Source organism: Candidatus Methylobacter favarea (genome assembly GCF_902806695.1).
Lineage (GTDB): Bacteria > Pseudomonadota > Gammaproteobacteria > Methylococcales > Methylomonadaceae > Methylobacter_B > Methylobacter_B favarea.
This window is the reverse complement of the sequence record NZ_CADCXN010000044.1, coordinates 32,674-59,641: the sequence shown is the minus strand read 5'-3', so window position 1 is coordinate 59,641 and position 26,968 is coordinate 32,674. Positions and strand designations below refer to the sequence as shown.

The following is a 26,968-nucleotide window of genomic DNA, read 5'->3' as shown; positions in this document are numbered from 1 at the left end:
CCGCCATGCCCCCTCACTCAAATTACTCGGGTAACGTTTTTTCCGTTTTTTGTGCTCATACTATTTATTTCATAATCAAAATTGATACCTTATGGGCGAAAAGATGAATTTCCAAACAGCTTCTCAGTGAAGACTGCAGATTAACAGGGAACTGGATCGACTTTTGGGAAAATATTTTAACCTTCCCTCCAGGAAGTTCGATAAAATTTTAACCGTCCAGGCATTTTCATTATTCGTTTAAATAGAAAGAGCCGCTATCAGACCTATCCTAAAAACGTTTTATAATCAGTTATTTATGGCAAAAAAAGCAATCCCGTTCAAGGCAGCCCTGGCATTTCCAAACCGGACAATTATTAATTTTTACAGTCAAGTCAGGCATCAAAAACGGCTTTTGCAATGTATCCGGACTGTATTGCCCGAAGTCTTAGCCAAATATGCCCGGCACTGCGTCATCAATGATAAAAAATTATTGATATATACGGATTCTGCAACCTGGGCATCGCAGCTGCGTTTTTATAACAAGACAATTCTTGCTGCTCTTCCACCGCCGCTAAAACAGTCAGTCGAGGTGATGCAGATTAGAATTATCAGGGAGCAGACAGGCATTAATAGACAGTCTGGAGAGAAGGCAATTATGCCTTCCGCCGAAAGTATTGAAATTATCCGGAACCATAGTCTGGCAGTTCCGGATCATCAATTGAAGCTGGCGTTACTGAAGCTTAGCGCAACGCTGCAGCGACTGTCAGACTAGGCCGCCGGACGCGGAGATTGTGCAGTGCGCATGAAAGAAATCGGAGCATCTTCTTCTTCATCAAAAGTTACCATTTCCCACGCATCTTTATCAGCGAGTAAAGTGCGAAGTAATTTATTGTTCAAGCCATGACCTGATTTAAAACCGGTAAACTCGCCAATCAGACTATGCCCCAAAAGATACAAGTCGCCAATGGCATCAAGAATCTTGTGTTTAACAAATTCATCCGCATAACGCAGTCCATCTTCATTAAGAACTTTCGCTTCATCAACCACAATGGCATTATCGAGGCTGCCGCCAAGAGCAAGGTTATTTCGCCGTAACATATCAATATCTTTCATGAAGCCAAAAGTTCTGGCTCGGCTGACTTCCTTTACAAAAGTAGTTGATGAAAAATCCATCGTCGCGGTTTTGACTTTCTCCTCAAATGCCGGATGTTCAAAATCAATGGTAAAGGTAACCTTAAAACCGTCAAAAGGATCAAAAGCCGCCCATTTATCCCCGTCTTCAACTCGTATACTGCGTTTAATTCGAATATATTGCTTTGGGCTATCCTGCTCCTCAACGCCGGCCGACTGCAGCAAAAATACAAAAGGCCCGGCGCTGCCATCCATAATCGGGACTTCCGCCGCACTGACATCAATCACGGCATTATCTATGCCCAGACCGGCAAAAGCGGAAAGCAAATGCTCTATGGTTGATATCTTAACGTCGCCTGCAACCAGGGTAGTCGATAACATCGTTTCGCCGACATTTCCCGGCGTGGCCTGAATGGTAATGGGGTTGTCAAGATCAACCCGGCGGAACCTGATGCCGGTATTCGGCTCGGCTGGGCGTAAAGTAAGATACACTTTAGCGCCTGTATGCAGCCCTACGCCAGTGGCCCTGATTGTGTTTTTTAAAGTTCGCTGTTTAATCATGAAAAAATACGCAGAGTGAATGTCAAGACAGAAATTTTATCACAGCCATGGCCAAATGCAGAGCTTGACCTTTCCGGGATCAGGCTAATCGGCCTGACGTCTTAAAAAAGCTGGGATATCCAGATAATTCAAATCTGCATCTTTTTTAGGCTGCGCGCCAAAACGTGTTTCTTTGTTTTCGCCTTTATTTCGTATTACCGTAGGTTTATCCAATCCCTCATAATTGGGATGGCCGACTGGCATTACCGGCATAACCTTAACGGCTGCTTTAGGCACGGCAGCCGGGGCACCCATTCCTGTCGCCACTACGGTCACTTTAATTTCATCGCCCAGGGCCGGATCAATAGCCGTACCAATCTTGATAATAGCGTCTTCCGAGGCAAATTCGTGCACAATAGTACCTACTTCATTAAATTCGGCAATGCCCATATCGGCTGCAGAAATATTAACCAGGATGCCACGCGCGCCCTGCAAATTTATATCTTCGAGCAAGGGGCAGGCAATGGCCTGTTCAGCCGCTTCCCGGGCACGATGTTCGCCGCTTGCCGAACCTGTTCCCATAATAGCCGCGCCCATTCCTGACATGACCGTTCTGACATCGGCAAAGTCCACATTTATCATGCCCGGATGAACGATAAGATCGGTAATGCCCTGCACCGCGTCCAGCAATACGTCATTAGCCGCTTTAAACGCATTCATCAAGGATACGCTGTTACCCAATACCGGCAACAATTTTTGATTGGGTATGGTAATCAGCGAATCGACATATTTTTCAAGTTCGGCTATGCCTTGTTCCGCAATAGCCTGTTTTCTTTTGCCTTCAAATAAAAATGGCTTGGTGACAACGGCTACCGTCAGCATGCCCATTTCTCTGGCAATTTCAGCAATAACGGGAATCGCTCCGGTGCCGGTTCCGCCGCCCATGCCTGCCGTCAGAAAAATCATATCCGCTCCCTGTATAACTTCCTTGATGCGTTCCCGGTTTTCTTCCGCCGCCTGTTTTCCAACTTCCGGATTAGTGCCTGCGCCTAGGCCTTTTGTCAATTCGACGCCTAACTGGATTATCGTGCCGATATTCAATTTTCTCAATGCCTGCGCATCAGTATTCGCACAGATAAATTCAACTCCTTCAATATGGCAGCCCACCATATGATTGACGGCATTTCCGCCGCCGCCGCCGACCCCAATAACCTTGATGACTGCTGTCTCGCTACACATATCAATTAATTCGTATTTCATTTTCGCTGCACCTTGTATATGCCAACACTGTTAAAAATTACCCTGAAACCAATTTTTCATTTTAAAGAGCCATCCATAACCTTCAGAATCATTACTTCTGCCCAGGCCCTGATGCTCTTTTCCATAGATTAACAATCCGACCCCGGTAGAATGAATTGGATTTTTTACTACTTCAGTTAATCCTGTAACGTTTTGCGGAGTACCCATTCGAACCGGCATATGGAAAATTTCTTCCGCCAGTTCGATTAATCCCATCACTTTTGCACTACCGCCGGTCAAAACTATTCCGGCAGCAATTAGTTCTTCATAACCGCTGCGCCTGAGCTCCGACTGAACCAGCAGGATCAATTCCTCATAACGCGGCTCTATAATCTCCGCCAGGTTTTGCGTGGAAATCTTGCGCGGCGCTCTATCGCCAATGCTCGGCACTTCGATAACCCCGTCAACACTTGCCAATTGCGTTAACGCACAGGCATATTTGCGTTTAATGTCTTCTGCATTTACCGTAGGCGTCCGCAAGGCCACAGCGATATCATTAGTAACCTGATCGCCGGCTATCGGAATTACGGCGGTATGCTTTATCGCCCCTTCAACAAAAATGGCGATATCCGTGGTGCCTCCCCCGATATCGATCAGGCACACACCCAGTTCTTTTTCATCTTCCGTGAGCACGGAATTACAGGACGCCAGTTGCTCCAGGACAATATCTTCAACCTCCAACCCACAGCGCCGGATGCACTTGATAATGTTCTGCGAGGCGCTGACGCTGCCGGTCACCATATGCACCTTTGCTTCCAGACGAATTCCCGACATGCCGATCGGTTCTTTAATGCCGTCCTGAAGATCGATAACAAACTCCTGCGGCAGAATATGCAAGATTTTCTGATCGGCCGGAATAGCGACTGCACGAGCGGAATCAATAACCCTGTCGATATCATATTGCGTCACTTCCTTGTCCTTGATGGCTACAATGCCGTGAGAGTTAAGGCTTCTGATATGACTGCCGGCAATGCCTGCAAAAACCGACTTAATCTGGCACCCTGCCATTAATTCAGCCTCTTCAATAGCTCTTTGTATGGATTGCACAGTGGATTCAAGATTAACAACCACCCCTTTTTTCAGGCCGCGCGACGCTGATGAGCCAATGCCTATTACTTCAATATTGCCGTCATGGGTGATCTCGCCTACGATAGCTGCGACTTTTGAAGTGCCAATGTCCAGTCCGACAATTAAATTACGTTCTGTTTTTCTTGCCATTTTGCCTACTTTCGGCCGCCTTTTTTAAGTGTGCATCGATTTTATTTTCCGGTTTTGCAATATTTTTCCAGTCAATTTCTTCCGATCCCGGTCTCCATGAAACCGCATAGCCGTTGGGATATCTCAAATCCACTATCGCCATCGTATCAACCCGCTCTTGTCCCAATACCGGCAGCGTTTTCAAAAAACGCTGCAATTTCTTTAACTGATCATTTCTTCCCAACAATATCTCCATGCCGGTTGCCAACCGGATTCGCCATGCCCATCGATCGTTGATGCTAAAATCCGCAAGCTCCAGGGCTTGATCTGCTAATGCTGTTTTTACTCCCTTCATTATTTCGAGCACTTTCTTTGCTTGCAGTGCGGGTCCTGTAAGTAAAGGCAAAGCCTGGAACTGGCTGACATTCCTTGGGCTAAAAATCTCGCCGCGCTCATTTAACAAACTGTGTTCCCCCCAACGTACATAAGGCTTTTTTTCCCGCACCTTGATAACAATCGCATCAGGCCAGATGCGCTTGACCGTAACGGTGTCAACCCACGGCAATTGCAGAACCGCTAACTGTATTGCCTCCATATCTGCAGAAAAAAATCCTGTCTTCACCAAAGGCTGTAAGGCAGTTTTTACTTCATCCTTGCCGAGATATTGAAATACGCCCTCAGTCCTGACATATTTAATAGGGATGGCCCTGGAACCATAATTCTTGAGGTCACTGCCATAAAGCCAAACCAGTCCGATCGCCAGCAAGACCACCACCAAAATTTTTGCTGCCCGCATTACTCATTATCCGAGACTTGTTTCCAATATACGCCAGACCAATTCTTCAAAATCAATGCCAGCCTGTTTAGCCGCCATCGGTACGAGGCTGTGATCGGTCATCCCAGGTACGGTATTAACTTCAATCAGCTGATACTGCCCCAGGTTATCGATAAATACATCCACTCTTGCCCAGCCTTTAACGCCCACGACCTCGCCGGCTTTTACAGCCAGTTCCCTTAATTGCAGTTCGCGGTTCTGGCTCAAGTCGCACGGACAATGATATAGAGTAGTCGTAGCATGATATTTTGCTTCGTAGTCATAAAACACGTGAGGCGTTTCCAGACCTATGACCGGCAACGCTTCGCCATTCAATAGCGCCACGGTATACTCCTTGCCCGATACCCAGGCTTCGGCATACACATCACAGTGATAGTCTGCCGCCACCTCCAGAGCCTTCAGCAATTCCTCGCGATTAGTCGCCTTGCTCATGCCTATGCTGGAGCCTTCCTGGGCCGGTTTGACAATCACCGGAAAACCCAGCTTTTCCATACAGGCATCGAGATCATTTTCATCTTTCAATAAATACCATTCAGGCGTAGCCAATCCATAGCCCAGCCAGCACAGTTTGGTGCGAAGCTTATCCATAGTCAGCGCAGAGGCCATCACACCGCTGCCGGTATAAGGAAGCCCCAGGACTTCGAGAACTCCCTGAAGTACGCCGTCTTCACCACCGCGTCCGTGAATGATATTAAATACCCGGTCGATTTTTAAGCCGTTTAGGGCTTCAATTGGACTGCCGGTAACATCAATGGCAACAGCATCCACGCCTTTGTTTTTTAAGGCGTTATAGACCGCCATGCCGCTTTTTAAAGAAATTTCCCGTTCAGCAGAGCCACCGCCCATCAACACAGCAACTCGCCCAAATTCTTCCGGTTTTTTAAGCACTGATGACCTCACATGTTTCACCTACTATACAAACCTCAGCCTGCAACTCCACACCTTTGTGCTCTTTAACCTTCATCTGAACATAATTTATTAAGGCTTCAATATCCGCCGCCGTAGCCTTGCCGACATTCACAATAAAATTTGCATGTTTTTCAGATACTTGAGCTCCGCCAATAGTAAAACCTTTCAAACCGGTCTGTTCTATTAATCTTGCCGCATAATCGCCTTCAGGATTTTTAAATACCGATCCGCAACTGGGCTGATTTGTCGGCTGTGTTCTTGCCCGTTGTTCCAGTAACTCCCTGATTTTTTGCTGGCTTGCCGCCACATCTCCACTCTGAAGCGTTAAGTGCGCAGCCAAAAACCATTCTTTCACCATACCTTTTACCGAACGGTAACTTATTTTAAAATCCTGCGGATTTCGAACAGTTACCTTGCCCGATGCATTTATCATCTCTACCTGATTGACAATATTCCAGGTTTGTCCGCCAAAAGCGCCGGCATTCATTTTTAATGCTCCGCCCATAGTCCCCGGTATCCCTGCCAAAAATTCCGCACCGGTTAATCCGTGCTCTCCGCAAAACCGGGCGACATGGGCGCACGGAACTCCTGCCTCTACATAAACCGATGCATTCCCGGCAAGTCTCATTTCCTTTAATCGACTCCTGGTATTGATTACAGTGCCGCGTATACCGCCATCCCTGATTAATAAATTACTGCCCAACCCCATCCAGAGCACCGGTTCTGACTCCGGCAAGGTCTTGAAAAATTCACACAGATCCAGGCGGTCAAAGGGCATATACAATTGGTCAGCCGGGCCGCCCACCCGCCAGCTGGTATATTTAGCCAGTGTTGCATTTTTTAATAAACGACCTTTCATGTTGTCCGGGTCAGCGGTAGCGTAGCCCGATACTCCAGCGCTTCAGTCAATAATTCCGGCAGCTGCGCCGCGATCTGCCCGACATTTCCTGCGCCCATCGTTAAAATCACATCATCAGCTCTTACTATCCCGGCCAATATGTCGGGTAACTCTTCCCGGTTTTCGACAAATACCGGATCAATCTGTCCACGCATACGGATTGCCCGGCTTAACGCCCGACCATCCGAGCCTGGAATCACCGCTTCCCCGGCTGAATAAACGTCCATCAGAACCAGTACATCAACGCTAGAAAGAATGCGTACAAAATCTTCAAACAAATCCCGGGTACGGGTGTAACGATGCGGCTGAAAAACAACCACGGCGCGTCTGTCCGGCCAGGCTTGACTTAAAGCTTCAAGGGTGGCGGCAATTTCCCTGGGGTGGTGCCCATAGTCATCAACCAGAGGCAGTGAGCCCAGGGTGGGAAGACTAATCATAGTATGTTGAAAGCGTCGGCCTACGCCTTTAAATATGCCCAGGCTTTTTATGATGGCTTTATCATCCACATTCAACTTCGTCGCGATAGCGATAGCCGCAAGCGCATTAAGCATGTTATGCCAGCCTGGCATATTCAAAGTAACCTGCAAATCAGGATAATCCCCTCTTCGAATTACTTTAAAAGAGGTATGCATGCCTTCCTGCCTGATGTCCTCGGCGCGTATGTCCGCCTCTTCATGAATGCCATAGGTAATGACCGGCTTGGATATTTCCGGCAGGATTTCCTGCACGCCTTCATCATCCAGACATAGCACAGCCAGACCATAAAAAGGCAAATGATGTAAAAACTCTATAAAGGTATCTTTCAAGCGCTGAAAGCTGCCTTGATAAGTTGCCATGTGATCCTGGTCGATATTGGTGACCACTGCCATCATCGGCTGCAAATATAAAAACGACGCATCACTTTCATCGGCTTCGGCAACCAGATAATGGCCCAGACCTAATTTGGCATTACTGCCCGCGCTATTTAACCGGCCGCCGATAACAAAGGTTGGATCAAGTCCGCCTTCAGCCAGCATGCAGGCCGTCAAACTGGTCGTTGTCGTTTTGCCATGAGTTCCCGCGACTGCTATGCCAAATCTGAAGCGCATCAATTCCGCCAGCATTTCCGCCCGGGGGATGACCGGGATTCTGTTACGATGCGCTTCATCGATTTCTTCATTGCTGCGATCAATTGCACTGGAAGCAACTACGACATCGACATTAGTGATATTTTCCCGTCTATGCCCGATGGTGATACTCACGCCCAGTTTAGACAGTCTTTGCGTCACCGGACTTTCTTTTAGATCGGAACCGGAAACCTGATAGCCCAGATTTGTTAAAACCTCGGCGATGCCGCTCATGCCGGTTCCGCCTATGCCGACGAAATGTATCCTGTCGATACTTCCTAATACTTCGGTCGGCATCTGGCTATTTGGAAAGTTCATGCGCCCGCCTCGTCTATGCAGTAACCGGCCACAACTTCGGTTGCATCCAGGCGGGCGCATTGTTTTGCCGCTTTACCCATCACCTCCAGTTGTTTAAAGACGCGGGTTATTTCTTCTGCCAGAATTTTTGGATTCATCTCTTTTTGCAGCAAACAGACCCCGGCGCCGGCATCGGTTAAATACCGCGCGTTAGCGACTTGATGGTTATCAATAGCATGCGGAAACGGTATAAAAATTGCCGGGACGCCTATTGCGGCAATTTCGCTGACCGTCATCGCCCCAGCTCTGCAAATTACCATATCCGCCCATTGATAAGCCGCTACCATATCCTCAATAAAGGCGTTAACTTCCGCCTTAATGCCCAAGGCTTTATAGCGACTCTTCACCTGCTCATACATTGCCATACCGGTTTGATGCCTGATTTGCACGTTTTTTAATTGCGCCACTGCTTCCGGAACTATTTCATTTAAAACCTTGGCGCCCTGACTGCCGCCAACGATCAGGATGCTGATATCCTGGCCAGTCTCCCTGCCTGCGCCGCTTGACAGGTTTAAAAACTGCTTTCTTAAAGGATTGCCTGTGCATTTGGCATTTACTGACTTTTTAAAACTGCCTGGAAACGCCTCCAGTATCCGGTTGGCTATTCGCGCCAACAGCCGGTTAGTTGTGCCGGGGATGCGGTTTTGTTCATGAATTATCAGGGGTATGCCTAATAGCTTTGCCATCAATCCGCCAGGGCCTGCAACAAATCCGCCCATTCCCAGCACCACGTCGGGTTTGCGCCGGCGCAATATGCTTGCGGCCTGCAAGCAGGACTTTAACAGCATAAATACGGCCGTTAGTTTCGCTGCCAGGCCTTTGCCGCGCATGCCGGCCACGGATAACCAGTCAATTTCAATACCTTGTTCCGGGATTACCCGGCTTTCCAGACCGTTGTGTGTGCCTAGCCAGCTGACCTGCCACCCTTTTTCCGTAAGTGATTGAGCAACAGCCAGGGCTGGAAATACATGTCCGCCGGTGCCGCCGGCCATGATGACTATGCGCTTGTCCATTCCGATTTTCCTTTTGGCGTATTGGCATTTATCTCGGCGACTTCATTATGCACCCGTAATAACAAGGCCACGGCGCAGCACATAATTATCATGCTGCCTCCGCCGTAGCTCATCAGCGGTAAAGTCAATCCCTTGGTAGGCAAAATGCCCATATTGACGCCCATATTGACAAAGGATTGAAAACCGAACCAGATGCCAAGGCCATAAGCAATAAAAGCGGAAAATCTTTGGCCGGCCTTTTCCGCCGCCGCTGCTATTTCAAAAGCGCGCCATACCAGGAGTGAAAATAAGCCAATGACAGTAATCACGCCCACTAACCCCAGCTCCTCGGCTATGACTGAAAACAGAAAATCGGTATGCGCCTCAGGCAAATAAAACAATTTCTGTATGCCGCTGCCCAGACCTACTCCCAGCCATTCTCCTCGCCCAAAGGAAATAAGCGCCTGTACGAGTTGAAAACCGGTATTTAAAGGATCGGCCCAAGGGTTCATAAAGCTCATTACTCTTACTAGCCGGTAAGGTGAAAAATACACCAGCAATGTGGCCAGCATGGCCACTGACAGCAATAAAATTATAAATTGCGATAACCTTGCTCCTCCTAAAAACATAATGCCCATGGCTATCATTAAAATCACGATTGCTGATCCGAAATCTGGCTCCAGCAATAGCAACACGCAGGCCAGCGAAAACAATAATAAGGGTTTGAGCAATCCGAAAGCGGATTCGCTTATAGACTGGTAATGCCGGTTTACATAACCAGCCATATAAATTACCGCAAAAAACTTGACCACTTCGGATACTTGTATTCTTAATCCGCCTATCGACAGCCAGCGGACGCTGCCGTTAACCTTTATTCCCAAGCCGCGCACCAGCACCCCGATCAGCAGTAATAATCCCACTATAAATAACCAGGGCCCTGCCTTTTCCCAGATGCGCATTGGCACCGTTGTAAGAGCTGCCGCCAAAATCAGTCCAAGGCTGATATGCATTAACTGTTTGAGGGGATAATACAAGCTGTTTCCCGCCATAGTAACGCCTAAATGCATGGACGATGACGCGACCATGACATAGCCGATGAGCAACAAACTGATACAGACTGTAAGCAACAGCCGATCAAAATGAAACTCACTTATTGGGGACAATTTGAGCCGGAAGTTCATAAGGCCAGCCCCAATACGGCCTGGATAAATTTATTGCCGCGATCCTGGTAATTCCTGAATTGATCGAGGCTGGCACAGGCGGGAGAAAGCAGCACACTCTCGCCGGGATCAGCAAGAGCGGCGGCAATCTGTACCGCTTGAGTTATATTTTCAGCAAAAAAAACCGGTACACAACCATTCAATGCCTGTTTTATCAAGCCGGCATCTTTTCCCATAACCACAACGCTTTTTGCTTTTTCTTTTATCGCCGGTATCAGGTCATTCATATCCGCGCCCTTCGCATCGCCGCCCGCAATAAGCACCACTTTACGCTCATAGCCCTGTAAAGCTGCAACACAGGCGCCGATATTGGTTGCCTTTGAATCATTAACCCAGATGACTCCGCGTATTTCGGCAACATGCTGCATCCTGTGCTCCAGGCCTTTAAATTTTCGCAAGGCATTACACATGGCCTGCTCATCCAATTCCACAGCCGCGCCTAAAGCCAATGCAGCCAGAGCATTTGCCGCGTTGTGTTTGCCTTCAAGCGGTAATTCCGCCACCGGCATTAGATAATTTTCCTGGTGCATCAGATATTCAACATTAGCTTTATGAGCCAGGTGAAAATCAGCGTTTGTTTTAATCGAGAATGTCAGAGTATTCCTATCTGCTTTCTGCATCGCCTGGACAACAGGATCATCGATATTAATTACCATAACCCCATTACCCTTAAAAATTCCTTTTTTTTCTTCTGCATACTCTGCCATATTCGCATGCCGGTCCAGATGATCGGGGCTAATATTGAGCACGGTTGCAGCAGTTGCATTCAATGCCGAGGTTCTTTCCATTTGAAAGCTTGAAAGCTCCAGTATATACAGTTCCTTGCGTTCAGAAGAGTTTGCATCCAGTTCCAGCAAATCCAGAGCCGGCGTACCGAGATTGCCGCCAACGCCCGCTTGCCTGCCTGCCGCTTTTGCCATTTCACCGAGCATTGTCGTTACTGTGCTCTTGCCGTTTGAGCCGGTTATGGCAATGACGGGCACATCAACCGAACAGGCAAACAAATCAATATCACTGATAATCCGGGAACCGTTAGCACTGGCTTTGATTATCGATTTTTCATCAAGTGAAACGCCAGGGCTGACAATCAGATGCGTAGCTACCCTGAAAGCAGCTTCATCGAAACCGCCGGTAAAAACCGGTACATCAGGCATTTGCTGAAAAAATTCATCGATTAGCGGCGGTTTATCGCGACTGTCGGTAATGGCGAAATCAAACCCGAGTTTTTGCAAATAACGGGCAGCCGAAAGACCTGTTTTTCCAAGACCCACAACCAACACCTTGGAACTTTTCGGAACCAGAGCAAAAGTCTTTTTTAACAATGCTGTAATTGCTGCATTATCCATTTTATTTCACAACAATATGCCAGACCGGAACTTGCAAAAACTCATTTTTTTACCCTGTATTTTTCTCATCGAAGTTTTAAGGTCGCCAACCCAATCAGTACCAGAATGACGGTAATGATCCAGAATCTCACGATTACGCGAGGCTCAGGCCAGCCTTTTAGTTCAAAATGATGATGAATGGGCGCCATGCGAAAAACACGTTTTCCCGTCATTTTGAAAGAGGCGACCTGAATAATCACTGAGATTGTTTCCATGACAAAAACTCCTCCCATAATCATCAGGACAATCTCCTGCCTGACCAGCACCGCCAAAACCCCTAAAGCGCCGCCTAAGGCCAGCGCTCCGACATCGCCCATGAAGACCATCGCCGGATAGGCGTTAAACCATAAAAAACCTAAGCCGGCGCCTACCAAAGCCGCGCAAAATACAATTAATTCCCCGGCATTGGGCAAGTAGGGAATAGCCAGATATTCTGAAAAAGCGACATGTCCCGACAGATAGGCAAAAATCCCCAAGCCCGATGCCACCATCACGGTTGGCATAATGGCCAGACCATCCAGCCCATCGGTCAGGTTAACGGCGTTGCTGCTGCCGACAATGACAAAATAGGTCAGAACGATATACATCCAGCCCATATCCAGAATAAAGTCTTTAAAGAAAGGCACGATAAACTGTGTCTCTATGGGCAGTACTGCCGTGTTATAAAGAAAAATAGCCACTATCAAGCTTATTGCCGATTGCCAGAAATATTTGGCTTTAGCGGATAAACCGTCACTATTGTGCCGAATGACCTTTCTGTAATCATCAATAAAGCCAATAATGCCGTAGCTTAGCGTTACGACTAAAATGACCCAGATATAGCGATTTCCCAAATCCGCCCATAGCAACGTGCTGATCGCAATCGCAATCAGAATCAGGGCCCCGCCCATCGTAGGAGTTCCCGCTTTTCCATAGTGTGTTTGCGGTCCTAATTGACGTACGCTTTGCCCGATCTTGTTGCTGGTTAACCTTCTGATCATTACCGGCCCGATAATAAAAGAGATAATCAGCGAGGTTAATGCCCCGAGGATGGCTCGAAAAGTCAAGTAATGGAAAACCCTGAAGCCTCCGTCAAAGGTCATTAAATAATCTGCCAGATAAAGTAACATCGTCTAAATCCTGTAGTTCTCAACCAGCGCTTCAGCTATATTTTCCATGCGCTGTACTCGTGACCCTTTGATCAAAATCGTCTCTTTGCCGGTAAGTTCCTGATTAAGCACCTCAATTAAATTCTGCTGTGTCTCAAAAAAAGTTCCTCCCTGGCCAAAGCACTTTACGGTATTCCTGGCATCTGGACCTATAGCCAGCAGGCGAACAATACCCCGCGATTTAATAAGCTCGCCTATCTCTTCGTGTATTTTCAAGCTTTCCGGCCCCAACTCGCCAAATGCCCCTAAAACAAGCCAGGGCTCACCTTCGCAGTCAGCCAAAACATCAAGACCTGCTTTCAGTGAGGCAGAATTAGCGTTATAGGTATCGTCAATAACAATATTTCCGAAGCGGCTTAGCAGCGGCTGCAGCCTCCCGGTTACCGGGACTACCGTTTCCAGTCCCTGTTTAATCTGCTCCAATTCAATGCCCAGCGCCAGGCACGCCGCCGTTGCCGCCAAGGCATTCATCACATTATGCCGGCCCGCCAGGTTTAAGTTCACTGACAGAAAGCCTTGCGCAGTGACTAATTCAAAGGTGGTAACAAACTGTTTATTACAAATTTCGGTTTTAATGGAGCGGGCAGTGACATCAGCGCCATCATTCAAGCCAAAAGACATAAGCTTTCTGCTTCCGGCTACTGATTTCCAATAATCGAAAAAGTCATCGTCCCGGGGAAGAATGGCAATCCCCTGTGCTTTTAGCGTCTGTATAATTTCCCCCTTTGCCCGGGCAACGCCGTCAATACTGCCAAATCCTTCTATATGCGCAGCCCCTGCATTGGTAATGACTACCACATCAGCCTGTGCATAGCTGCTTGTGTATTGAATTTCTCCAGGATGGTTAGCCCCCATTTCAATCACGGCATAAGGGTGTTGCTCATTGAGGCGCAGTAATGTTAAAGGAACGCCAATATCATTATTCAAATTACCCTGGGTAAACAATACGGTGTCATTAATGCCCAGTATTGCCGCAACCATTTCCTTAACGGTCGTCTTGCCGTTGCTGCCGGTAATGCCGACAATTGAAACCGGCATTTTTTTGCGCCAGCTACCGGCCAGTTCAGCCAAAGCCAAATGAGTATCCTCGACCCTGATGTAGGGTATGGCTGCTGCAAAGCCGTTATTAATAATGGCTGCGGTAGCTCCGGCTTGCTCTGCCTCACGGACAAACTCATTGCCGTCAAAGTTTTTGCCCTTAATCCCAATATAAAGCTGGCCCGGCTTTATAGTGCGGGTGTCAATGCTGACCGAAGTGATTACGTCATCTTCCCCGACAAGTTGTCCCTGTACGCATTCGGCAATTTCACTCAGCTTCATATTCACCGGTTCGCAGCCCGCATTTTTAATGCTTCAAGCGCAATCCGTTTATCGCTGAAAGGCAAGCGCACGCCGTTGATTTCCTGATATTGCTCGTGGCCTTTTCCGGCAATCACAATGCAATCATGTTCCGCAGCTTTTGAAATCACTTGTTGGATCGCCTGCTCTCGGTTTTGGATCACTTCAACTTTATCTGAACTGCATCCAGTCAAGATTTCCCTCACTATATCCAACCCGTTTTCAAAACGCGGATTGTCATCGGTGACTATTACATGGTCGGCCCAACGCTCTGCAATTTTGCCCATTTGCGCGCGTTTACCCGTGTCTCTGTTACCACCACAGCCAAAAACCACCCATAAATCCTCATTGCTATGCTTTCTCAAACTGGATAAAACTTTATCCAAAGCATCCGGCGTGTGCGCATAATCAATAAAAATCAGAGGCTCTTGCTCTCCAAACAGCCGTTCCATACGACCCGTAACGGCTTTTATGTGCGTAAGCCTGTTAACGGCATCCTTAAATGAAATACCCATAGCCAGCATGACAGTCAAAACGGTTAAAACATTCTCGCTATTAAAATCGCCATAAAGCGGCACTTTTACCCGCTGCGCATACTCCCGCCAGCGTATGTCAAACTCAATCCCGTCAATTTGGTGCACAATATTTGCTGCATTGACACTCTCCCCTGCTGCCGAGGTTTTTCCCTTAACACTCACACCCCAAATAACGACAGATTCAGGAACTGCGGCACTAATCTGCCGGCTATAAGCATCATCCAGATTTACCACTGCAAAGGCTAAACCGGGCTTTTCCAAAAAGGTTAATTTGGCCTGCACATAGGCGTCCATTGACTGGTGATAATCCAGATGATCACGACTTATATTGGTAAATACAGCGCCTTTAAATACAATGCCATTGACCCGCCCCTGCTCCAGGCCATGCGATGAAACTTCCATTGCCACTGCCGTCTTTTTATTGTTTAACAGTTCCGCCAGTATTTTCTGGATCGTCAAGGCATCAGGCGTAGTATTAAGCGTGTTATGAAGCTTTCCCCGGTCACCCCAACCAAGCGTTCCGATAACGCCGCAATCATCCAGCAGCTGACTTAGAAATTGACTGCAAGAGGTTTTCCCATTGGTGCCGGTAATGCCAATAACATCCATAGTCCGTGACGGGTAGTTATAAAAACGGGCCGCGATTTCTCCTAACTTCAAGCCCAAACCCTCTACTGCAACAAGCGCCACATCATTAATTTGCTCCGCCAACTGCGCGCCGCCACCGGCAGGATCAAAAATAATCCCGCAGGCGCCTTTTTTAACTGCCTGTTCCGTATGCATCAAGCCATGCTGTTTTGCACCATCCAGGGCAATAAACACATTCCCGGACATTACTGTCCGGCTATCCAGGGCCAGGCCAGTAACCCGCATGTCTTTGTCCACTGCCGCCAGTCCTTTCAGTAAATTTTTCAGTTGCATCTAGAACTTAAGGATCCTGCCGCGTCAGCAAAATAGGCATGGTACTTTCCTGATCCGGAGCAATATCGAGTACTCTCAAGGCGCCAGCCATTACTTTGGAAAATACCGGGGCCGAAACTAGTCCGCCATAATACTGACCTGCAGAAGGCTCATCAATCATCACGACAATGATCACCCGAGGCTTGTCGGCAGGGGCCATTCCGGCAAAAACAGCAAAATAATTTTTTCCCGTATATCCTCCTGCGCCGGCCTTTTTTACTGTCCCGGTTTTACCGGCGACACGGTAACCATCAACCCGGGCTTCATAGGCTGTGCCATCTTTCATAATCACATTTTCCAGCATTGCCCTAACGCTCCTGGCCGTTTTAGCTGAAAATACACGTTGCGCATCAATATCTTCATCCCGCTTCAGCAGACTGACTGAATGCAGGAGGCCATCATCTGCCAATGCCGTATAGGCTCTTGCAAGCTGTAAGACCGAAGTGCTCAAGCCATAGCCGAATGACAGGGTAGCCCTCTCAAAATCATGCCATCTTTGATAGTCCAGCAAACTCCCGCTGGCTTCTCCAGGAAATCCGGAGCCTGCTGCCATTCCAAATCCAAGCCGGTGATAAACATTCCAAAAATATTTTGGAGGCATTTTCAAGGCCATCTGACTTACCGCAACATTACTGGATTTTTTCAATACACCCATTAAATCCAGGCTTCCATAATTATGAACATCCTTAACCAAATGGTGGCCGACCCGATAGATCCCATGTGTTTCAAAAACCTCGCCAGGCCGGACATAACCTCCGTCCAAAGCGGCTGCAACAACAAATGGCTTAATCGTGGAGCCCGGTTCAAATACATCAGTTATTGCCCTGTTTCTGTACAAATTTTCCTTTAAACCTTTTCTTGTGTTAGGGTTGAATGACGGTTGATTCACGGCTGCGAGAATTTCCCCATTCTTGGCATCCAGCACGATCAAGGCTGCCGATTTTGCCTTGTTGGCGCTAACTGCCAGCTGTAATTCCCGATAGGCCAGATACTGGATGCGCTGATCAATGCTTAACTCCAGGTTTTTTCCTGCCACAGGCTCTTTTATATTTTCAACATCTGCAATGATCTGGCGTTGTCCATCTCTGATGATCCGCTTGCTTCCTCGAATACCTTTTAATAACTTTTCAAAACCCGATTCCAGCCCTTCCTGGCCAATATCATCAACATTGGTAAAGCCGACCAAATGTGCCGAAACTCCACCGGCAGGATAGTAGCGCTTGAATTCGCGCTCGAAGTAAACGCCTTTAAGTTTTAACGCTTTAACTTGATCGGCAAAACCGGGATTAAGCCGGCGTGCCACATAAGCAAACTGCTTGTGGGAATTTTCGTTAAGTAATGAACTGATTTTACCGGGCTGCAGATCCAGCAGTTTTTCCATTTGCTTAATCCTGGCTTTGCCAGCCAATTTCAGCTCCTGCGGATTCACCCAAATGGATTGAACCGGCGAGCTGATGGCCAAGGGTTCACCATTTCTATCCTTGATCATGCCCCGGTATGCCGAAACAGATACCTCATCTACATGCCTCCTATTACCCTGAGCCTTGAGAAATTGTTTATTCAATACCTGTAAATCAACAGCGCGGCCAATCAGCACAACCATACATGTCATCATAAAAATCACCAGAAATTTTCTTCTGTCAGAAAAATCCCCTGCCGGCTTTCTGGTTTTAGGTTTATTACGAAAATCCAACATTTACGGTTTTATATAAACAATTTTTTCACGTAGCGGCACTCTCAGCTTCAAGTTCTTCCTCGCCACCAGTTCCACCCGATTCTCTTCAGTTAAAGTGGTCAGTTCCAGCTGCAACTGTCCCCATTCCACTTCATACTGATCCAGGGCTCGTTCTTGCTCCTGAATCTTAATAAAAAGCAAACGCGAGTAGTATTTGCTATAAATCACAACCAAAGCCGATATCAGAAGCACTGTCATTAGTCCAGCCACAGTCAAAAAGCGCTTTATTGCCACTCAAATCCTCTCTGCAACCCGCATGATTGCACTGCGTGCTCTTGGATTTTGGATGACCTCCTGCTCACTGGCTTTCAATGACTTGCCTATTTTCTTTAAACAGCCTTTAGCAATATCGTTTTCCCTAACCGGTAACTTGCCGGGGTCATATTTGGCCCCGGACTCATCTTTAATAAATCGTTTTACAATTCGATCTTCGAGAGAATGAAAGGAAATGACTACTAACCGTCCTCCGGGTCTTAAAGCCTGAGCAGATTGTTGTAAGGCAGCCTTCAGTTCATCCAGCTCATCATTAATGTAAATCCGTATGGCCTGAAAAGTACGTGTTGCAGGATGTTTGTGACGATCCCGTGCAGGCACTGCCTTTTCAATCAAGCTGGCCAATTGTTTGGTCGTGGCCAGCGGTGATTCTGATCTGCTTTCAACAATAGCGCGGGCTATGCGTCGTGCAAATCGTTCTTCGCCATACTCAAATAAAATCCTGACCAGCTTCTTCTCATCAATAGTAGCCAACCATTGTTCTGCCGAAATCCCTGCCTGAACCTCCATACGCATATCCAACGGGCCCTCCCGCAAAAAGCTAAAGCCCCGTTCGGGATTATCCAGTTGTGGTGACGAGACGCCCAAATCCATCAAAATACCGTCTATTTCTCCAGCCAGGCTTTCGCTTGCGACAAGGCTTTGTAATTGGGAAAAACGACCCTGCTTTAATAGGCAGCGCTCGTCTTTAAGTAGCGTCTGGGCATAATCAGAATTAATCGCTTCAAAATCCCGATCAAAAGCCAGTAATCGACCGGATGCATTCAATTGATTTAAAATTCCGCGACTATGCCCTCCCCGGCCGAAGGTGCAATCCACATACACACCGTTCTTTTTAATAGTTAACTGTTGTAGCGCTTCAGCAAGCATAACGGGCAAATGTTCCACTGACGATCTCCCGTATTAAAAAGTTAGTGGCCCCAGATCTTCTAATCCTTCACTATCGCCATCGAGCCAATTATTTTCTTTTGCTGCCCATGCCTCTTCATTCCAGATTTCAAATTTATTAAGTTGACCGACCAATTCAACTTTTTTTTCTAACTTCGCAAATATTCTCAACTTTTCCGGCAACAGCAAGCGGCCTTGGCCATCCATCTCGCATTCGGACGCATTACCAATGACAAATCGTCTCAACTTGCCAGCCATTTTATTCAATGTAGGTAACTTGCTAATAGTCTGTTCAAGTTTCTCCCATTCAGGAAGCGGGTAAAGCCATAAACAACCGTTCTCTCCAACACAGCGTTCATTTACAGTAACCGTAACGACCATCTGACCTTCGCAACATTCCTGTAATTCATCCCTATAGCGAGTGGGAATGGCAAGACGTCCTTTATCATCCAGATTGACTAAACGCCTGCCTCGAAACAAGTTCTACTCCAAATTCCCAAAAAACCCATTTTTTACCACTTTTCACCACTAAGATTCACTATAGTTTTCAAATACCCCTGAGTCAAGGGTGATTTCATTTAAAATTTTTCTTTTCTAAGATTGCCCTGTATCAACGCGGGCAATCCTAATGAAGATCAGGATTCATAAAAATAAATTATTTTAAGGTCAATAACTTATTTATTGTTTTTGATAGGGTACTTTAAAAAATACGGTAAAAAATATCGATCTTTTCAGGTATCAGAAAGAATAAAGAAGAAGATAATGGGGCAATATTTACCGGACAGATTTGATGAGGGGTCAAAACCGGAATATCTTTAGCAGTTATCATCCAATAATAATGAATAACTCTAAAATATATAAATATCTGGAAAGGAGTGGGAAGAAAGAGTCGGCCTGTAAGCCGGGTTCTGTCGAGAACAGCCATTCATCTAGGCTGCAAGTCACCTTGCAGCTCAAGCAATCTACCCGGGAACCGCGCGGGCCGCGCGTCTGTTCCTCTATTTGATCTTGCTCCGGGTGGGGTTTACCATGCCACTTCTGTTACCAGTTGCGCGGTGCGCTCTTACCGCACCTTTTCACCCTTACCCAACCTCTGAATCATCTGGCAACCATAATCCATTATCCATATGATCTTATGGCACTAAATATCCAGGGGTTGGGCGGTATATTTTCTGCGGCACTTTCCGTAGGCTCACGCCCCCCAGGCGTTACCTGGCACCCTGCCCAATGGAGCCCGGACTTTCCTCCATTTTATCGTGGCGATAAAACAGCGACTGCTCAGCCGACTCTTTCACTGATCAGTATACTGTATTCATCTAGTCAACGCCATTCTAGAAAATATTAACGTCAATTCTAAGCACCTTATTCTTTATCGAGCGCCAACGCCGCCTGATACAATAGCTTCTTTTTAACTCCGGTAATTTCTACAGCCATTGTAACAGCAGTTTTAATCGAACACTCTCGTAACAAAACACGGAGTAAATTTCCCTGCTCAGCAGTAATAATTTGCGCTTTTTTATCCGCAACCGCCGCCCCATCAACAAGAACAACAAACTCGCCCTTCCTCATGTTCTCGTTTTGCTCTACCATTTCAAGCGCATTCCCCAAACTGGTTTTCACAATAGTTTCATGCAGCTTTGTCAATTCCCGGGCAATAACAATTGAGCGGCCTAATGGTATTATTTCCCCCATGTCTTGTAAGGAAGCCAGAATGCGATGACAGGATTCATAAAATATCCATGTTCTTGTAGACATGACTTTTTCACTAAAAAAGGCCTTTCGCGCCGATGAAGTTCTTGGTAAAAAACCTTCAAATGAAAACCGGGTAACCGGCAGTCCCGCGGCCGACAATGCAGCAATGAATGCGCAAGCTCCCGGTATTGGTACAACATCGAGACCTGCATCCTTAACCATTTTTACCAGCGGCATACCAGGATCACTTAAGAGCGGCGTTCCTGCATCGGAAACCAGGGCAACGGATTGCCCCGCTAGCAATTTTTTCAGCAAAACAGATGAGGCTTTATCTTCATTTTGCTGGTGTAATGACACCAGCTTATTGGTAATGCCATAATGCTGCAGCAGCTTTTTTACATGTCGAGTATCTTCCGCCGCAATCAAATCGACCTGTTTTAATATGTCTACCGCTCGAAAACTAATATCAGCTAAATTACCAATTGGCGTAGCAACTACGTATAATTTACCGCATTCACTTGACATTCAATGTTCTCATATGGGTAACCTTTTAAACAGTAGGTTCGAGCAAAGCTGTAAGCAGCTATTACTTTGCGCTTTGCCTTTGGGTGTGGCGATTTTTTCCGGTTGCAGTCCGGGGCCGGTCAAACGTGTTCCTCATCAAGGCGATAGCATCTTGACAAAGCCGTCTATACAAAGTACTCAGCCTGAGCAGACACCCGGATTGTACCAGTCAGTTCCTCCTGCGCTGTCTCTCGAACAAATCAATCACCGCTTGCAGAGTATCGATTCCCTAATCCAGGCTGGAGAGAGCGAAGCTGCTAAAAACACTGCGGATACTTTAGATCCATTTTACCTGGCTCCGCAGCAACGTGATCAGCTGAATTTACTTTTTGTCCAAATTATGCTCAGTTCCGGCGATGCCGAGCAGGCAATTGACAAACTGGCGTTAATACAACCTCAGCAATTAAACCTCGATAATAAAATCAAATACTTTCAATCCCAGGCATTTGCTTTTTCATTAACTGGAAATTTATTAGACAGTGCCAAAGCGAGAATAGAACTCAATTCGTTACTAACATCAGTTGAACAACGCCAGAAAAACCAAGCAGCTATTTTAGAAACATTAGGCCTGTTGTCAGACTCATCCCTGCAAGAAAAGCAACTTTTATCAATCCCTACTTTAGATGGATGGATATCATTAGCGCGAATTTTAAAGTTAAAAGGCCAGCCCGATTTTAACACTCAACTCCTGCAATGGCGTGCAGCTTACCCCGGACATCCGGCAAATTCTGCTTTTTTAGAAAATCTCCTGGAGAAGCCGGGAAGTATTCCCTTTAACTCAATCGCGATTTTTTTGCCCGAATCCGGTCCTTTTACCCAGGCAGGGAAAGCTGTACGGGCAGGGTTTATGGCCGCTTACAACTATACGGCCGGCAGGTCCCCTAAACCCGTCCTTCGCTTTTATAACAGCGAGCATGCACTGCCGGCCTTATTTAACCAAGCCGTTTCGGAAGGCGCCCAGCTGATTATCGGCCCACTCAGCAAAGAAAGCATCCAAGGCCTTGCCGATTCCGTCATATTTACTATACCCGTGCTTGCATTAAACCATATACCGGATTTGCAAAAAGATAACCTCTATCAATTTGCCCTTAGCCCCATTGACGACGTTGAAGAAGTGACCCATAGAGCGTGGGCAGATGGCTATCAGAAGGCGCTATTACTAATCCCTGATACCGCTCAAGGTAAACGCATTGCCGATTATTTTACTGAAAGCTGGCAACGAACCGACGGCACCATCATGGAAATACAAGCCTATAATCCAAAGAAAAATGACTTTTCGTCTCCCATTAAAAAACTGCTTAATTTGGATGAAAGCGAAAACCGTTACAATAAAATGCTTGAACTGGTACCGTCGCTAAAATTCACTCCCAGAAGAAGGCAGGATGCCGATGTTATATTGTTAAGCGCTTATAGCACTGAGGCACGCTCCATCAATCCTCAGCTACAGTATTATCAAGCCGGCAAACTACCTGTTTATGCGCTGCCTAATATATATACCGGTCAGCCCAATCCATCACTTGATTCCGATCTTGACAAAATAACTTTTTGTGATATGCCCTGGCTGCTTGACAAAGCCTATCTAGGAAACCTCAGCATGGAGGCTCTGCGGGACATCTGGCAACAATTCCCCAATGCTTATTTACGGCTGATTGCAATGGGTATTGATGCTTATAACCTGGCCACCCAACTATCCGATCTGAATATTAATTCCTATCCCGGCGCTACTGGCAATCTTTCTCTAACCGATGACAATCGCATCAAACGCAAACTGATCTGCGCCACATTTACAGCAGGATTACCTGAAGTTACAGGCGTTATCAATAATCCGGTTGAGAGTCCCGATGACACGGATTCTTCAGCCATTAACAATGAAATTAGCCCAGATAAAAAACCCAAACCGCCAGAAATGATGATTAACAATGTTGCTGACTAAGCTCAAAACAAAAGCGGCTCACCTGCTCCGGGGTGAAAGCGCTGAACAGCAGGCGCAAAAATTCCTTATTAGCAAAGGGCTTAAGCCAGTCTGCCGGAATTTCCGCTGTAAACAGGGCGAGCTCGATTTAATCATGACCGATAATAAAACCCTGGTTATCATAGAAGTCAGGTTCCGTAAAACAAATAAATACGGCAGCGCCCTGGAGAGCATTACCCATACAAAACAATCCCGTATAATATCAGCCACGCATATTTATTTATCGACTCTAAAAAGAGACGATCCCATCCGCTTTGATGTGGTGGCCATCTCCGGGAATGGCGATATTGACTGGATTCAAAACGCATTTCCAACCTAGAATTTACTTGCCATGAGCTTACAAGACAGAATAATCAATCACTTCTCTGACAGCATCCAAACCCAGCAGGATGCATTGACCCATCTTTCCGAGTTCATAGAGGTCGCTTCGCAACGATTGGTGGTAACCTTACTGAACGATAAAAAAATATTATCTTGCGGCAATGGCTGTTCAGCCACGAGTGCCCAGCTTCTATCATCCGTACTGCTCAACCAGTTCGAACGCGAACGACCCTCCTTGCCCGCTTTTGCATTAACTACAGATACGGCAACCATTACAGCAATAGCAAATGATTACAACTTTGATGACATTTTCTCTAAACAGCTCAGAGCGTTAGGTCAAAACGGCGATATATTAGTCGCATACAGCGCTGGCAGTCATTCCGCCAATATCGCTAAAGCTGTCAGATCAGCTCACGATAAAGGATTATCCATCATAGCCTTAACCGGTAAAGACGGCGGCATGATTGCTCCCTTACTTAATGAAAAAGATTTGGAAATTCGCGTGCCGTCAAATTCAAGCGCACGAATTCAGGAGATCCATGTGCTAATTACCCATTGTTTATGTGATTTGATTGATCATCAACTATTTGGCGGATAACCAACAAATAAGAGCAAAACCCCCGTATTTTTGATCTATGCTAAATTTAAAGCAGATTATCGCTATAAATTATACTGCTGCCATCCATATCGCCCGTCTGGTTATACAATAAGGGTTGTCCCTGGTTAAGCTTGGCCGCCCCTATCACTTTGCAGACAGCAATTTTATGATCGCCAGCATCAGTATAGTGACTGACCTGACACTCAAAATAAGCCAGACTTTCGGTTAAAATCGGTGCCCCGGTTTTGTCTTCCTGCCATTGAAAACCCATCATCTTATCTTTAATGTTTGAGCAACCAAAATGCTCTGCTACTCGGAACTGATCCTGGCCTAACACATTGACGGTACAAATACCCCCGGCCTGCAATAATTTATAAGAGTAGTGCTCTGGATTTATACTGAATGCCAGTAGTGGTGGATTGAATGATACTTGCATCACCCATGCTGCAGTAAAAGCATTTTGATGGATGCCGTCACTTACCCCTACTACATAAACTCCATGACTGATTTGCTTGAATAGCGCATCACAATTTTCGATCATTTACTTGACCAGGTTAATACGCATTGACAGATCCACTGCTTTAATATGCTTGGTTAGGGCGCCGATGGAAATATAATCAACGCCGGTTTCGGCAATTGCCCGTATATTATCGAGGTTGATATTGCCGGAAGCTTCAAGCTCTATATTTTTTTCATTCAAGGCTACTGCAGCGCGTATATTTTGTAGGCTAAAGTTATCAAGCATAATCCGATCGGGTTTGGCTGAGATAGCCTCTAGTAATCCCTTCATATTTTCAACTTCAACTTCGACAGGAACTGATGTTTTTCTCCGCGCTGACTCAATCGCCTTCCGAATGGATCCTGCTGCCATTATATGATTTTCCTTAATTAAGACACCATCATATAAACCCATTCTGTGATTATAACAACCGCCGCAAGTCACGGCATATTTCTGGGCATTTCTCAACCCCGGAATTGTTTTACGGGTATCCAGCACTTTACATCCAGTACCCGCAACTGCATCTGCAAATTGTCTGGCAATAGTTGCAGTGGAGGATAAGGTTTGTAGTAAATTAAGAGCTGTGCGTTCTCCGGTCAGCAGACTTTTGGCAGGGCCTTTTAGTGTGCAAATTATCGAATCTTTATTAGCGGTTTCGCCTTCAGCTACGATCCAGCTAATTTGAATTATATTATCAAGATACCTGAATATAGCCTCAAACCACGCTTGACCGCATAGCACCATATTCTGGCGCGTAATAACTTCGGCTTCCGCTCTTATAGTATCGGAAATAATAGTAGCCGATAAATCCCCTTCCCCTATATCTTCTTCAAGAAAAGTTTTAATTTCTGTAATTTTTAACAGATCAGACATTATAGTAATTTCAATAAATGATTAATCCATTATTAGCTAATATTTTTAAATATATTAATTAGAGCTTTTGCTTTAAGAATTTGAATTTCTGAAAACGCTTAATCAAGAGCTCAAACAGAATAAAAAAAAAGCACATGTTCTATGCTCATACGGGCTGTTTTGCGAAAGCAGCATGAGGAGGAAAAATTATCTTATATCGCTTCAGCCAGCTTTATTAAGACAACGTCAAGAAAGGAAGTTTTTAGCAGAAAAACAAGTGACAATCTTAAGAATTGTCACTCTAAATGATATAAAATGTTGTCAAATATTGCCTGCCTCAGATCGGTCGACTAGTTCGACATAAGCCATTGGCGCATCATCCCCCGGTCTAAATCCGCATTTCATAATGCGTAAATAGCCGCCTGCCCTATTCTTATAACGTGGGCCCAACTCATTAAAAAGCTTAGTTACAACTTCCCTATCTCGTAATCTGGAGAAAGCCTGACGCCTTTTGGCCACATTATCTTCCTTGGATAAAGTAATTAATGGCTCCGCAAAACCTCTTAATTCCTTTGCTTTTGGTAAGGTGGTTTTAATTAGTTCATACTTGAATAACGAATTAACCATATTGCTAAATAAAGCCTTACGATGACTGCTATTTATATTAAATTTTCTACCAGATTTTCGATGTCGCATTGTAAAAATGACCTAAAATGTTAGTTTGCTGAGTGAGCTTGATCAGAAAGGTTTTCAGGCGGCCAGTTTTCTAATCTCATGCCCAGAGATAAACCTTTTAAAGCTAATATATCTTTTATTTCAGTTAAAGATTTTTTTCCAAGATTTGGAGTCTTTAATAATTCAACTTCAGTGCGTTGAATTAAATCACCAATATAAAAAATATTTTCGGCTTTTAAACAGTTAGCAGACCGTACCGTAAGTTCAAGATCGTCGACAGGTCGCAGAAGCACTGGCTCGAATACTTCTTCAACTTGTATTTCTTCTTCCGTAAGCTCATCATTTACTTTTTCAAAATCCACAAAAACGGATAATTGATCATGAAGGATGGTTGCGGCGAGTTTTATAGTTTCTTCTGGATCTACAGTCCCGTTTGTCTCCAGTTCAATGATCAATTTATCTAAATTAGTTCGCTGTTCAACACGGGTGCTCTCAACCTGATAAGCTACCTTAACAATCGGACTGTATGATGCATCTAATTGAAGCGCACCTATCATGGGGTTATGCTCAGGATTTATTTTACGGGCGCTTACAGGCTCGTATCCTCTTCCTCTGCGCACTCTGATCTTCATGTTTAAAACACCAGCTTGCGTTAAATTCGCAATGACTAAATCAGGATTAATGATTTCAACATCATGAGGAACGGCAATATCAGCTGCAGTAACGCAGCCTGCGCCGTTCTTGGTAAGGGCGAGTTCAACCTCATCCCTTGAATGAAGAACCACTGCCAGCTTCTTGAAGTTCAATAAAATATCAATAACATCTTCCTGAACACCTTCTATAGTGGTATATTCATGAAGTACACCTTCAATTTCCACATCTGTAACAGCACAGCCAGGTATTGTAGATAACAAAACCCGCCTCAATGCATTGCCAAGGGAGTGACCAAATCCGCGTTCTAATGGCTCGATAACGATTCTGGAATGATTGTGACTCTTGCTTACAACCTCAACCAGTCGAGGCTTTAATAAGCCAGAAATAGAATTCTGCATGTATATTCCTCAGAACT

26 protein-coding genes and 1 other RNA gene are annotated in these 26,968 nt (G+C 45.9%); 4 read left to right on the top strand and 23 right to left on the bottom strand.

Annotation, left to right across the window (positions count from 1 at the left end; translation table 11 throughout):
• Positions 1–295: 295 nt before the first annotated feature.
• On the top strand, positions 296–751 hold the full coding sequence (locus HUX64_RS04380; RefSeq protein ID WP_174625018.1) for a DciA family protein: 456 nt from the start codon (positions 296–298) through the stop codon (positions 749–751).
• On the opposite strand, the gene lpxC is transcribed toward HUX64_RS04380, so the two are convergent.
• The 19 genes from lpxC to rsmI all read right to left on the bottom strand — a co-directional run bounded on the left by lpxC (position 748) and on the right by rsmI (position 20,943).
• Positions 748–1,671 (bottom strand): UDP-3-O-acyl-N-acetylglucosamine deacetylase, encoded by a 924-nt coding sequence (lpxC, locus tag HUX64_RS04375; RefSeq protein WP_174625017.1) that lies wholly within the window; start codon positions 1,669–1,671, stop codon positions 748–750. The two genes, HUX64_RS04380 and lpxC, sit on opposite strands and share 4 nt — an antisense overlap.
• Before the next feature lie 84 nt (positions 1,672–1,755).
• Positions 1,756–2,910 (bottom strand): cell division protein FtsZ, encoded by a 1,155-nt coding sequence (ftsZ, locus tag HUX64_RS04370; protein ID WP_174625016.1) that lies wholly within the window; start codon positions 2,908–2,910, stop codon positions 1,756–1,758.
• A 30-nt stretch (positions 2,911–2,940) separates the two neighbouring features.
• Positions 2,941–4,167 carry a cell division protein FtsA gene (gene ftsA, locus HUX64_RS04365; RefSeq protein WP_174625015.1) on the bottom strand — a complete coding sequence of 409 codons (1,227 nt, stop codon included), beginning with the start codon at positions 4,165–4,167 and terminating at the stop codon, positions 2,941–2,943.
• Complete coding sequence (locus HUX64_RS04360; RefSeq protein WP_174625014.1) at positions 4,145–4,942, bottom strand: cell division protein FtsQ/DivIB; 798 nt, start codon at positions 4,940–4,942, stop codon at positions 4,145–4,147. Before HUX64_RS04360 ends, ftsA begins: the two co-directional genes overlap by 23 nt.
• 6 nt (positions 4,943–4,948) lie before the next feature.
• Positions 4,949–5,869, bottom strand: coding sequence for a D-alanine--D-alanine ligase (locus HUX64_RS04355; RefSeq protein WP_174625013.1), 921 nt, complete (start codon positions 5,867–5,869; stop codon positions 4,949–4,951).
• Positions 5,862–6,749, bottom strand: coding sequence for a UDP-N-acetylmuramate dehydrogenase (gene murB, locus HUX64_RS04350; RefSeq protein WP_174625012.1), 888 nt, complete (start codon positions 6,747–6,749; stop codon positions 5,862–5,864). Before murB ends, HUX64_RS04355 begins: the two co-directional genes overlap by 8 nt.
• Positions 6,746–8,212 (bottom strand): UDP-N-acetylmuramate--L-alanine ligase, encoded by a 1,467-nt coding sequence (murC, locus tag HUX64_RS04345; RefSeq protein WP_174625011.1) that lies wholly within the window; start codon positions 8,210–8,212, stop codon positions 6,746–6,748. The genes murB and murC overlap by 4 nt, the downstream gene beginning before the upstream one ends.
• Complete coding sequence (gene murG, locus HUX64_RS04340; RefSeq protein ID WP_174625010.1) at positions 8,209–9,264, bottom strand: undecaprenyldiphospho-muramoylpentapeptide beta-N-acetylglucosaminyltransferase; 1,056 nt, start codon at positions 9,262–9,264, stop codon at positions 8,209–8,211. Before murG ends, murC begins: the two co-directional genes overlap by 4 nt.
• The gene (ftsW, locus tag HUX64_RS04335) at positions 9,249–10,424 is read right to left on the bottom strand and encodes a putative lipid II flippase FtsW (RefSeq protein ID WP_174625009.1); all 1,176 of its coding nucleotides are present in this window, start codon (positions 10,422–10,424) and stop codon (positions 9,249–9,251) included. The genes murG and ftsW overlap by 16 nt, the downstream gene beginning before the upstream one ends.
• On the bottom strand, positions 10,421–11,809 hold the full coding sequence (gene murD / locus HUX64_RS04330; RefSeq protein WP_174625008.1) for a UDP-N-acetylmuramoyl-L-alanine--D-glutamate ligase: 1,389 nt from the start codon (positions 11,807–11,809) through the stop codon (positions 10,421–10,423). The genes ftsW and murD overlap by 4 nt, the downstream gene beginning before the upstream one ends.
• Before the next feature lie 65 nt (positions 11,810–11,874).
• On the bottom strand, positions 11,875–12,957 hold the full coding sequence (gene mraY, locus HUX64_RS04325; protein ID WP_174625007.1) for a phospho-N-acetylmuramoyl-pentapeptide-transferase: 1,083 nt from the start codon (positions 12,955–12,957) through the stop codon (positions 11,875–11,877).
• 3 nt (positions 12,958–12,960) lie between these two features.
• Positions 12,961–14,322 carry a UDP-N-acetylmuramoyl-tripeptide--D-alanyl-D-alanine ligase gene (locus tag HUX64_RS04320; protein ID WP_174625006.1) on the bottom strand — a complete coding sequence of 454 codons (1,362 nt, stop codon included), beginning with the start codon at positions 14,320–14,322 and terminating at the stop codon, positions 12,961–12,963.
• Positions 14,319–15,791: a UDP-N-acetylmuramoyl-L-alanyl-D-glutamate--2,6-diaminopimelate ligase gene (locus tag HUX64_RS04315; protein ID WP_174625005.1), complete on the bottom strand. Its 1,473-nt coding sequence runs from the start codon at positions 15,789–15,791 to the stop codon at positions 14,319–14,321. The genes HUX64_RS04320 and HUX64_RS04315 overlap by 4 nt, the downstream gene beginning before the upstream one ends.
• 7 nt (positions 15,792–15,798) lie before the next feature.
• Complete coding sequence (locus HUX64_RS04310; RefSeq protein WP_174625004.1) at positions 15,799–17,526, bottom strand: peptidoglycan D,D-transpeptidase FtsI family protein; 1,728 nt, start codon at positions 17,524–17,526, stop codon at positions 15,799–15,801.
• Positions 17,527–17,775, bottom strand: a complete 249-nt coding sequence (gene ftsL, locus HUX64_RS04305) for a cell division protein FtsL (protein ID WP_281355255.1) — start codon at positions 17,773–17,775, stop codon at positions 17,527–17,529.
• 24 nt (positions 17,776–17,799) lie between these two features.
• Positions 17,800–18,726, bottom strand: coding sequence for a 16S rRNA (cytosine(1402)-N(4))-methyltransferase RsmH (gene rsmH, locus HUX64_RS04300; RefSeq protein ID WP_174625002.1), 927 nt, complete (start codon positions 18,724–18,726; stop codon positions 17,800–17,802).
• A gap of 15 nt (positions 18,727–18,741) precedes the next feature.
• Positions 18,742–19,206, bottom strand: a complete 465-nt coding sequence (gene mraZ, locus HUX64_RS04295; protein ID WP_174625001.1) for a division/cell wall cluster transcriptional repressor MraZ — start codon at positions 19,204–19,206, stop codon at positions 18,742–18,744.
• A gap of 401 nt (positions 19,207–19,607) precedes the next feature.
• An RNA gene (rnpB, locus tag HUX64_RS04290) (RNase P RNA component class A) lies at positions 19,608–20,016 on the bottom strand.
• Positions 20,017–20,088: 72 nt separating this feature from the next.
• Positions 20,089–20,943 (bottom strand): 16S rRNA (cytidine(1402)-2'-O)-methyltransferase, encoded by an 855-nt coding sequence (rsmI, locus tag HUX64_RS04285; protein WP_174625000.1) that lies wholly within the window; start codon positions 20,941–20,943, stop codon positions 20,089–20,091.
• A gap of 151 nt (positions 20,944–21,094) precedes the next feature.
• Here rsmI and HUX64_RS04280 point away from each other — a divergent pair, with 151 nt between their 5' ends.
• Genes HUX64_RS04280 through HUX64_RS04270 form a run of 3 tightly spaced genes read left to right on the top strand, consistent with a single transcriptional unit; the run spans position 21,095 to position 23,873 of the window.
• Complete coding sequence (locus tag HUX64_RS04280) at positions 21,095–22,915, top strand: penicillin-binding protein activator (RefSeq protein WP_246246892.1); 1,821 nt, start codon at positions 21,095–21,097, stop codon at positions 22,913–22,915.
• Positions 22,902–23,273: a YraN family protein gene (locus HUX64_RS04275; RefSeq protein ID WP_174624998.1), complete on the top strand. Its 372-nt coding sequence runs from the start codon at positions 22,902–22,904 to the stop codon at positions 23,271–23,273. Before HUX64_RS04280 ends, HUX64_RS04275 begins: the two co-directional genes overlap by 14 nt.
• 12 nt (positions 23,274–23,285) lie before the next feature.
• Complete coding sequence (locus HUX64_RS04270) at positions 23,286–23,873, top strand: phosphoheptose isomerase (protein ID WP_174624997.1); 588 nt, start codon at positions 23,286–23,288, stop codon at positions 23,871–23,873.
• 46 nt (positions 23,874–23,919) lie between these two features.
• Here HUX64_RS04270 and HUX64_RS04265 read toward each other — a convergent pair whose 3' ends face one another.
• From HUX64_RS04265 to HUX64_RS04250, 4 genes are all read right to left on the bottom strand, one after another.
• On the bottom strand, positions 23,920–24,414 hold the full coding sequence (locus tag HUX64_RS04265; protein ID WP_174624996.1) for a flavin reductase family protein: 495 nt from the start codon (positions 24,412–24,414) through the stop codon (positions 23,920–23,922).
• Positions 24,415–25,245 carry a carboxylating nicotinate-nucleotide diphosphorylase gene (nadC, locus tag HUX64_RS04260; protein WP_174624995.1) on the bottom strand — a complete coding sequence of 277 codons (831 nt, stop codon included), beginning with the start codon at positions 25,243–25,245 and terminating at the stop codon, positions 24,415–24,417.
• Between the two features lie 300 nt (positions 25,246–25,545).
• On the bottom strand, positions 25,546–25,920 hold the full coding sequence (gene rplQ, locus HUX64_RS04255; RefSeq protein ID WP_174624994.1) for a 50S ribosomal protein L17: 375 nt from the start codon (positions 25,918–25,920) through the stop codon (positions 25,546–25,548).
• A gap of 20 nt (positions 25,921–25,940) precedes the next feature.
• Positions 25,941–26,951: a DNA-directed RNA polymerase subunit alpha gene (locus HUX64_RS04250; protein ID WP_174624993.1), complete on the bottom strand. Its 1,011-nt coding sequence runs from the start codon at positions 26,949–26,951 to the stop codon at positions 25,941–25,943.
• Between the last annotated feature and the right edge of the window lie 17 nt (positions 26,952–26,968).